This is a genomic window from Erwinia sp. PsM31 (assembly GCF_030433775.1).
Classification (GTDB): Bacteria; Pseudomonadota; Gammaproteobacteria; order Enterobacterales; family Enterobacteriaceae; genus Erwinia; species Erwinia aeris.
Map to the genome: position 1 here is coordinate 24,762 of NZ_JARUWZ010000039.1, position 9,327 is coordinate 34,088.

The 9,327-nt window shown below is 55.0% G+C and carries 9 protein-coding genes and 1 pseudogene; 2 read left to right on the top strand and 8 right to left on the bottom strand.

The features are described 5' to 3' along the window. Positions 1-161: 161 nt before the first annotated feature. Positions 162-421 (top strand): annotated as a pseudogene (locus QCD69_RS20720) (ogr/Delta-like zinc finger family protein). 34 nt (positions 422-455) lie between these two features. Here the strand turns inward: QCD69_RS20720 and QCD69_RS20725 are convergent. Both QCD69_RS20725 and QCD69_RS20730 read right to left on the bottom strand, forming a co-directional pair. Beyond that, positions 456-743: a HigA family addiction module antitoxin gene (locus QCD69_RS20725; RefSeq protein WP_253460526.1), complete on the bottom strand. Its 288-nt coding sequence runs from the start codon at positions 741-743 to the stop codon at positions 456-458. Then, on the bottom strand, positions 743-1,021 hold the full coding sequence (locus QCD69_RS20730) for a type II toxin-antitoxin system RelE/ParE family toxin (RefSeq protein WP_253460523.1): 279 nt from the start codon (positions 1,019-1,021) through the stop codon (positions 743-745). Before QCD69_RS20730 ends, QCD69_RS20725 begins: the two co-directional genes overlap by 1 nt. A 272-nt stretch (positions 1,022-1,293) precedes the next feature. On the opposite strand from QCD69_RS20730, the gene QCD69_RS20735 reads away from it, so the two are divergent. Beyond that, positions 1,294-1,698, top strand: a complete 405-nt coding sequence (locus tag QCD69_RS20735) for a hypothetical protein (RefSeq protein WP_301253398.1) — start codon at positions 1,294-1,296, stop codon at positions 1,696-1,698. Positions 1,699-2,023: 325 nt separating this feature from the next. Here QCD69_RS20735 and fliZ read toward each other — a convergent pair whose 3' ends face one another. The 6 genes from fliZ to QCD69_RS20765 form a co-directional block, all read right to left on the bottom strand. Continuing rightward, on the bottom strand, positions 2,024-2,527 hold the full coding sequence (gene fliZ / locus QCD69_RS20740; protein ID WP_253460520.1) for a flagella biosynthesis regulatory protein FliZ: 504 nt from the start codon (positions 2,525-2,527) through the stop codon (positions 2,024-2,026). A gap of 42 nt (positions 2,528-2,569) precedes the next feature. After that, positions 2,570-3,292: an RNA polymerase sigma factor FliA gene (locus QCD69_RS20745; RefSeq protein ID WP_253460517.1), complete on the bottom strand. Its 723-nt coding sequence runs from the start codon at positions 3,290-3,292 to the stop codon at positions 2,570-2,572. 143 nt (positions 3,293-3,435) lie between these two features. Further along, the gene (locus tag QCD69_RS20750; protein ID WP_301253399.1) at positions 3,436-4,404 is read right to left on the bottom strand and encodes an HNH endonuclease signature motif containing protein; all 969 of its coding nucleotides are present in this window, start codon (positions 4,402-4,404) and stop codon (positions 3,436-3,438) included. Positions 4,405-4,639: 235 nt separating this feature from the next. Continuing rightward, positions 4,640-5,449, bottom strand: a complete 810-nt coding sequence (locus tag QCD69_RS20755) for a glycosyltransferase family 2 protein (protein ID WP_301253400.1) — start codon at positions 5,447-5,449, stop codon at positions 4,640-4,642. Positions 5,450-5,533: 84 nt separating this feature from the next. Next, positions 5,534-9,172 carry a glycosyltransferase gene (locus QCD69_RS20760; protein ID WP_301253401.1) on the bottom strand — a complete coding sequence of 1,213 codons (3,639 nt, stop codon included), beginning with the start codon at positions 9,170-9,172 and terminating at the stop codon, positions 5,534-5,536. Positions 9,173-9,253: 81 nt separating this feature from the next. Continuing rightward, a partial coding sequence (locus QCD69_RS20765; protein ID WP_301253403.1) for a flagellin occupies positions 9,254-9,327 on the bottom strand: 74 nt, incomplete at its 5' end.

Sequence of the window (9,327 nt, forward strand, 5' to 3'; positions counted from 1 at the left end):
CAGCAATAACTGTATTCTTTTCCGTATGTTGCATTTTATACGATACTTACCCAATATTTTCTGGAAAAAAGTGAAACTGGCTTCAAGTTTTCACTTTGCGATCGGTACAGTAGCCCTTGGGCGCGAGTTGTCAGTGCGTTGGTTGATGAATGAGTATGGCTATGCGCGTACTAAAAATTATTTTCCCGCAATGCAATGCCAAAGCAATCATACGGAAGACTAACCGCAAGCATCCCGAACCGTCAGATATTTATTGCCAGTGCTCTGACGTGGAATGCGACCACACTTTCGTGACGAATCAGTCGTTTTCGCATACGCTCAGCCCAGCGCGCGCCGGTAACGACCTGCTGAAAAAAAACTGATTGGGCTGATTACGCCGGAAGAACGGCAGATGGCGTTAGATCTGTTACAAGCCAGATAGCGGACACCCCGCAAACGCGGGGTTTTTTATGCGCTTATGCAGGCTGCAATCTGTGCAGCACTGACAGATCGATACGCTGCCGTGCACGCCATAAATCGTGATCGCGCTGCATTGCCAACCACACGTCAGCAGAACCACCCAGGACGGCTGCAAGTCTTAGCGCCATCTCAGGAGATATGTCAGACTTACTCACAATTAACCGCTGAACCGTTGAGGGTGCAACGTGCAGCGCCGATGCAAGCTGACGTGCGCTCAGCCCGAGCGATTCCATAGACTCGCGGATTAGCCCCCCAGGATGAGGGGGATTAAACATTCTGCCCATCAGTGGTAGTCCTCCATATTAATGATAAATACATCACCGTCTGTAAATTCAAAGGTTATTCGCCAGTTGCCTGTTACCGTCACAGACCAGATCCCCGCCCGATCCCCTCGCAGAGGATGCAGGTTAAAACCGGCAATATCAACGTCATCAATGATTTTAGCGTTATCCAGTGCAGACAAGCGAAACGCGATTTTGTCAGCGTTGCGTGAATCAATCCCAGCCGTTGAGCCAGTTTCAAAAAATTTCTTCAGCCCCTTATGCTTAAAACTCCTGATCACGTTAATCACTCCCTGTGTTGCGTTATGCGCATAATAACACCGCCGATGCGCGGTGCGCAACACGCATTGCTTTTAGGGAGCAATTTTCAGATGTTCAACTGATGTTCAACTGATGTTGCATCAGGCATTGGTTCACAGTTGTTTAGCCCGGCGCGAATAATCGTGAGATCTACCCACTGCCAGGCATGTTCACACGGCTGGCGGAGATTAGCGAATGCTCGGGTGAGGATCCGATTAGAGGATCTGGCTCACTGCCTGTACTGATCCAGGAGATGTCATTTAGCAAAGATGAAATCGCCGCCCTGTTCAATACGCTGGCCGGTGATGCGCGCCTGGTGGCTCTGGTAGCACTCAGTGCAGTCGGGCGCCGGACAGAAGTTGTCACTTTAAAACGGTCGCAGATTGTTAACTGTCGCGTCATGTATTTGAAAACCAAAAACGGTAAACGGCGTGCGGTTCCGATTTCGGCAGAGCCAGAACACAACATGATGTCGACAGCCAGCACCAGCTTGTTTAATGTCGATTGCAGAAAATTCTGTGGGGTGCGCAAACAAATTAAACCCGATATCCCGCCAGGCCAATCACTCCACATATTGCGGCATATATTTACTGGTCACGTCATGATGAACGAGGGAAATATCATGTTTTACAGCAAATGTGTGGGCTCGCAAGCATAGCGCTGACGATGAGTTATGCGCATATAGCTTTGAGATCGGGAAAATACCATCGCGCTGGGGCCGTTGGCTGGCAGATTAACAGTTCAGGACTGCTGATACTGTAAATTCAGGGCAGCGATATTGCGCTGCCCTGATGTCCACGTCATGCCCACATTCAGACATGTCAGAAACCGTTACAAACCGCTGTAACTTTTTCAGAGGTATATTTTTTATAAGTTTATCTTGTAAGCCTTTACTTAACCAATCCCTTAACAACGCAGGAAAAGTTATTACAGTTTTACAAAACATAGCTAAAAGGTAACGTAAAAGAGGCTGTCGTCCCAATCTAATTGCGCTGCCAGCCTAAAAACTGATCGTATTTGCGCAGGGCGATGCGGTAATTATTGTTGCCCGCATCGGGAAGATCGTTTTCCAGACATTCGTGCCAGCTGTTGCCGGCCAGTCTTTCCGCCGGAAAATTACGGGCCGACAGCATCCCGTCAAGGCGACGCAGGCGAACAACATATTCGCGGATCGTGCTGTGGCTCATCTCGGTCTGCTCAAACAGATACTGTTTAAACGCCATGATGTCAAAATAGGTAGGATTCGTATTGCAGTAAATATCACTGCAAAAACGACACAGCGCGGTCAGCTCAAGCTGGAGCTTTGACCAGACCTGGTCGTCAATCGGCTGGTCCATGCGGGCGATCGCCTCTTTATTGATGATCTGCCCGCGGAAAACCAACGCCATACGGTCGAGAACTTTACTACAGTGTGAACAGTTGGTCTGGCTGTGCTTAAAATCTTTCAAATAGCGGCTCAGCGGCCTCATTTTAATTTTGGATCCCATTTGGAGTCCCCGGTTGGTGTTGAGAGTGCAAAACTGACTCCGTCAGCGCGCTCCCGTTAACCGGGCGCGCAGGCGTTTTATCGCCTGACTGTGCAGCTGGCTGACACGGGATTCCCCGACCTCCAGCACTGCGCCAATCTCTTTCAGATTCAGCTCTTCCTGGTAATAAAGCGTCAGCACCATTTTTTCGCGTTCGGGCAGCGCCTCGATCGCTTCAATGACGCGTTCGCGCAGATTCCCTTCCATTAACTGGTGTAGCGGGTTAGCCTCTTCGTGGCCTTCCGTCACCAGCTCCGCGCTGTCGCCATGTTCCTCACGATATTCGTCGTAAGAGAACAGCTGGCTATTATTGGTATCCAGCAGGATCTGCCGGTACTCTTCTAATGACACGTCCAGCTGTGCCGCGACTTCCTGCTCGCTGGCCGGCCTTCCAAGACTTTGTTCGACGCGATGCATGGCGGTGGCGACTTCGCGCGCGTTACGACGCACGCTGCGAGGCGCCCAGTCACGGCTACGTAATTCATCCAGCATCGCGCCACGTATGCGCTGTACGGCATAGGTAGTAAATGCCGTGCCCTGCAGCGCATCGTAACGTTCGACGGCATTCAGCAGCCCAATGCCACCCGCCTGCAGGAGGTCGTCCAGTTCAACACTGGCTGGCAACCTGACCTGTAAGCGCAGCGCCTCATGACGCACCAGCGGCACATAGCGCTGCCACAGCGAGTTTTTATCCATCACGCCACCGACGGTATATAGATCGTTCACTATGACTATCCTGCGTTAGTTAAGTTATCGGCATGATTATCTGTTTCTGTAGTGCGGATTGATTGGAGGAATAGCGGTAAAAAAGGCGGGTTATTTCATTTTTGTGGAAAAAAGCGGCGTCGGGCACCGCTTTTTACGGAAAGCTAACGCAACCTTAGCAGTCTCTGCCGTGTCGCTGTGGGTACCTGCTCCCATAATGCACAGGTTTTACCGGCAAGATCCTGATAAGCAGTGCTTAACTCTTCATCGGCGGGCAGACTGTGCCGGAAAGAGACTTTGCCTGTCTCGCCGTCGATCAGCAGCAGATGGCTGGCGAACAGCCGTTGCAGGTCGCTGCGCAGAAAAAGCCCGTTATCCACGTTATTATCTTTCAGAAAACCGCTTTCGTTCTCTTCCGTCACAATATGGCAGGCCTCTACCCACGGGTAGCTGGCATTTTCATGCACTTTGGTGCCGGTGATCACACAGGCGCCGTAGCGTTCACGCACCGCCGTGCTGAAAGACTGCTGGCTGATGCGCTGCCAGAGACGCGCTTTGACGCGGCGCCCTACCTGCGTGCCGGGCATTACGCCTGCCGTAGGCGGCAGCAGCGGCGAGCTGAGCACCACCAGGAACTGGAGCTGTCTCGCATATTCAAAACAGGGCCGCGTCTGGCTGTCGTACAGCTGCCAGTACTCGTCTTCCTCATCGGTGCGCAGCAGGCTAAGCGTAAAACCACGCTGTGCCATCAGGCTTTGCGCCATAATCGAGGCCGGATCCAGCATCGCCACCACCTTGCTCTCGCCCATCACCTTCCAGACGTTCCACGGCGCGGGTGCGGGCGGGCGACGAAAATAGAGAAAGCTCTCCTGTTTTTGCAGGTAGTGCTCAAAGCGCTGCAAATAGTTTTTACGTTCGTTGTCGTTAGAGATAAAAAGCACATCCTCCAGCGCGCCGTGGATATCCCTGCTGGCGAAAATCGCCCGGATAATCCAGTTCTTGCTGGAGGTAGAAGGACTGAGTAATCCATGAGGGGTTAGCGATTTATCCTCAGGGTATTTCTGGCCATAGCGTTCGGCAATTTCATCGAACGGCAACAGTTCGCCAGGCAGCAGGTCGTAATTGAAGCGCATGTCACACTCCGCAAGAGGATCAAAATGAATTGTTATAAAAAAGAGTTATCGGCCTGGCGCATTTTTTCTCCAGTGCCGCAAGGGCAAAACCTGAGTGTGATAACAAAATAAGCGGCTTTTGGATACGGGCCAGACGGCAAGTTTCAGGCAAAAAAAACAGGCGAGATAAAAAGACCCGCTTCGCCAGAAAAGCGAAGCGTGCCAGAGAAGCAGAAGTGAATAACGCAGAAAACGGTTAGCTAACCAGGCTGGCGCTAATGGCATAACGCTTTTTCAGCGTAGCCAGCTCTTTTTTCAATGCCTCGGTCGATACCACAGGAATTTTCGGCGGCAGGCAGCCATGCTTTTCCTGGAAGTACGTCGCAGCGACCAGGCTTATGGCCCGGGAAGAGAGCTTGCCGGAAATCGTTGACTGCTGCGGGCTCCAGCCTTCATCGCCCAGATACTGGCCTGAATTATCCAAATCCGGGAAATAGTGATAGGACGGATGCAGTCCCGCTTTAATAACGGCATAGGTGTGGTCGAGATGCTCCACGGCGTTATAGTAAATTTCATCCATCAGCCCGACTTTTTCCAGGCAGGTTCTGGAGTAATAGCAGAATGCGCCCACGCAGGCCGGATACAGCGGCATAACAAAATCGCCGTAATCCATAATATAGCAAGGTCGCGGCGTACCGTCCGGCTGCACATTTTTATCGCCATGCTGGCTAAAATTAAAATGTTGAATGCCGGTGCGGGCAGATAATTCGATATAACGGGCAAAAACGGACGGATCCTTAACGAAAATATCATCTTCGATCAGAAAGAAATGGTCGACTTCCTGAGCCTGAAGATAGCGCAGCGCAATATTTTTGCTGCGGCCAACGCCCTGATTCACTTCGTTATGGTGAAGATGGCAATCCAGCTCGCCGAGTTCGGGATAATAAGCGCCGTCGTTAACCACGACTAACGCGTCGATAATATCGCGAGGCAGCGACTGATAAAGTTTTATCAGTCCGGCTTTGCGATTATAGGTCACGATGCCTACGCAATTTTTTCCCGCCAATCATCCTGCCCCCTTGCAAGCCGTACTTTTTAATTAAAGCGGGCTGACCAGGCGCTCCCGGTCAGCCATAAAAATCACCTGAAGCTAGCCGCGCGGCAGCCAGGCGTTCTGCCAGTCCGTCAGGCCTTCGTCACGCAGCATCCAGTCGCGGAATACGCCGGCGCGCAGCGCGTCGCCCCTGGCCGCCAGCGCGTCCATATCGGCCAGATGTTCGCGAATGGCGTTCATCCAGTCTTTGTAGCGGTTGGTTACGCGGGTGACCGGCAGATCGCAGCGGTAAGGCTCAATATCGGTACAGATCACCGGCACGCCGCAGGCGCCAAGCTCCAGCAGACGCAGGTTACTTTTACACTCGTTAAAGAAGTTCATCTCCAGCGGCACCAGCGCCAGATCCAGGTTCAGCGTCGCCAGCTTTTCGGGATAAAACTCGAACGGCACGCCGTAGTGGAATTCGCACTTCACGTTCTGCGGCTTCATGCCCATAAAGACCCACTCGACCTCGTTTTCCAGCTCTTTCATAAAGGGCAGAAGGATTTCCAGGTCGCCGGTATGGCTGCTGCCGCCCGCCCAGCCGACGCGCGGCTTTTTCCCCTGACGACGCAGGCTGTTAAGCGCGGCCCACTGATCGTCCAGGCGGTTCTGCGCCACGCGAATGTCGTGATGGAACGGCGCATAGGCTTCGGCCAGCGGCACGGTGGAGACCACCAGCCAGTCCGCCTGCTCTACCGAACGGCGCAGCTGGCGCACGATATCCTTCGGCAGCTGCTTGCGGAAGACGCTTTTCAGCGGCAGGTTTGGAATGTAGTCATCGTATTCCATAATGATTTTGGTGTTGCTGACCTGACGATACTGCTTCACGCGCTCGGGGATGGAGACGTCGGTCACCAGCTCCAGCAGCAGCGTATCGGGCTGAATTTCCGCCACCTCCATCACCGCAGGCAGGCCGTGCGTCAGGCCGCCTTCCAGTATCAGATTGCCTTCCAGCGCCTTGAACGGCTTGATCACGCGATAGTTGCCGCAGCCGGTCAGGTTTTTATGACAGGCCATCATTACCGGCAGCGGTCGGCCCGGCAGCGGCTGCTGATAGCGCGACTGACGCGTGCCCAGCTGGAAGTTGCCGCCAACCTTGGTGAGCTGACGGTTATAGCTGACATCCACGCTGAGCTGGCCGCGCCATTTTTCACGCAGCGTATCGAACATCTCCGGCCCGACATGGGACGCAATGCCGACTTCTTCGCCCAGCACGCGGGTTGCGCCGCCCATATGCAGCAGACGCGCATAAGGCGTCCATACGGTGAGATAGCCGCTGGCACGCGCCTTCAGCGCAAAATCCACGTCGCCCAGGTAGACCGGGAACTCATCGACGCTGAAGCCGCCCAGCTCGACAAAGACCTCTTTCGGCACCATCATGCAGGCCGCGCTGACGGCGGTCACGTTCAGGATCGATTGCAGGCGCTGCATATAGCCGGTGTTATCCACGCTGACGCCGTCGTAAACCGGCGAGACGCCGAGGCCCACGCCCGCGACGATGCCGGCATGCTGGATGCGCCCGTCGTGGTATTCCAGCCGCGCGCCCACAATGCCCACTTCGGGACGCGTGGCGTGTTCGACCATCGCCGACAGCCACTCGCCCTCGACGATTTCGGTATCGTTATTTAAAAACAGCAGCAGATCGCCGCGCGCCTGCTCGGCGGCAAAATTATTGATCGCGGAGAAGCTGAACGCCTGCGGCCAGCGCAGCACGCGCAGCTGAGCGATATTCAGCGCCTCAAGCTGCGCCAGATAGTCACAGGTCGCCTCGTCCTGAGAATTGTTGTCCACGATCAGCAGTTCATAATGTGGCCACTGCGTTTTTTCCATCAGGCTTTCGATGCAGCGGCGCAGCAGCGGCAGGCGATCGCGCGTCGGGATGACAATGGAAACCAGCGGCTGCTGCTGATGAGTAAAACGTACGCGATGCAGCCCCGGCAGCAGGCCCGGCTCGACCACGGCGGGCAGATTGCAGCGCGCCAGATGCGCAGCGGTCACGGCCGCGCTTTCCGCCACGATTTCCGGCAGCTGTAGCCAGCTTTCCGCCGTTTCCGGCACCAGCATCAGCGTGTCGGCGATATGGCCGATGGACTGCGCGCCGCGGGTTTCGATAAATTTCCACGCCAGATCGATGCCGCCCAGGCGCGTAAAACCAGCGTCGAAACCGCCCGCCTCACGCGCGGCCGCGACGTTAATCAGCATCTGTTCGCCAATATAGGGCTGGCTGCGCAGTAGATCCATATTCAGATCGGGTTTAAACAGGCTTTCGGCGGCCAGCAGGGTTTCGCCCGTGACGCTGTCGCAGTACCAGAGCGCGGCGTCAGGCTGGCGCAGACGGTGCTCGGCAAAGACCAGCAGCGCCCACGGCATCAGCTCGCTGCCGGCGGTGACCAGCAGCAAGGAATCGGCCTGCGTCTGGCTGAACAGCCCGGCCAGCTGCTGGCTGTCGCGCACTTTTTCCACCAGGGCCGGCTGTAGATACTGAGCCTCCAGCGAGGCAAGCGTCTTCTCAACGGCGGCGCTGTCGCCGTGCGGATCGAGGATCGCCAGGCCGATATTGCCGGTTTCCGGCATCTGGTTAATAAAGGAGAGCAGCACGCTGATGCGCGCTTCGGAAGGCTGGCGCGTTTTCAGCCAGCTTTCCAGCACGCGGGATTTTTCGGCGTCGTCGGCAATCACCTTGCGGTGCAGCGTCAGGCTGGCGGCTTCGGCTTCGGTAACCTGCAGCCTGTCCGCTTTCGGCAAGCGGGCCAGCACGGCCTCGATCTGCGCGCTGAGCGACCACTGCCGGAAAGCCTCTTCGCGGAAGTCCTGCGTCCACTGCCAGGCATCGGCATAAGGCTCAACGATATCCTGTACCCACTCTTCAGGGCTTTGATGCGGTGCACTGCCGTAATCGGCAAGGAAATGCGAATCCAGCCCCGCTTCCAGCGTTTCGCCGTTTACATAGCCCGCGCCGGAAACCGTATCGGTAAGATAAACAGGGACACCGGCAGCCAGCGCCTGGACCACCGGACGAGTCTGTGCCATCACCAGCTGATAGGTGGAAAGGAATTCAGGCGTCAGCTCAACCTCACGACGTCGGGCGTTGATATGGTCAAGGCTGATGCCCTTCGCGGCCAGCAGCGTCCGCAGCTCGCCAATGGCGTCATTTTGTTCTTCAGAGATCAGCAAAATGCGCGACAGCGGCGGCATAGCCTGCGGTTGTACCTGAGCGAAGCTGTCGCTAACGGAAAGAGGAAATATATGGAGTTTGCGTTGATCGATGCCTTTCAGCGCGAGTTTCGCATAGGAGATGGCGGAAACGGCGAGGCTGTAGGCCGCCAGTTTGTTTTCCAGCGCCGCGCCATAGGGCAGGTCCTGGTCCGCATAGGCGTAGTAGTGCTGAAAAACGCAAACGCCAGATATTTCGCCTTTCTGCAGAGCCGAGATCATTTTCAGACTCATGTAGCCCTGGCAAATCCAGATCAAATCGTAGTGGGCCGCCAGCGGATGCTCATCTTCCATAAAGCACTGCACGTTGCCGCTTCGCTGCAACGCCTTCAGCCGCCGTAAATAGGTGCCTTCCACCAGTCGCGTGACCAGGTCAATCTGCCAGCCCTGCGCGTGAAAATGCTCGACCACATCCATCAGGGTCGTTTCTGTATCAGTTAACCGGTTAAGTTGATCAATAGTAATTAAAAGACGATTCATACTTTTTCTCCGCGCCATCTTATGTGGGCAAGACAGAAAAAACCCGGCCGTAGCCGGGTCGACGAAACGTGTCGTGCGAGATTACTGCAGCAGAGACAGAACGCCCTGTGGAACCTGGTTGGCTTTTGACAGCACGGAGGTACCAGCCTGCTGAA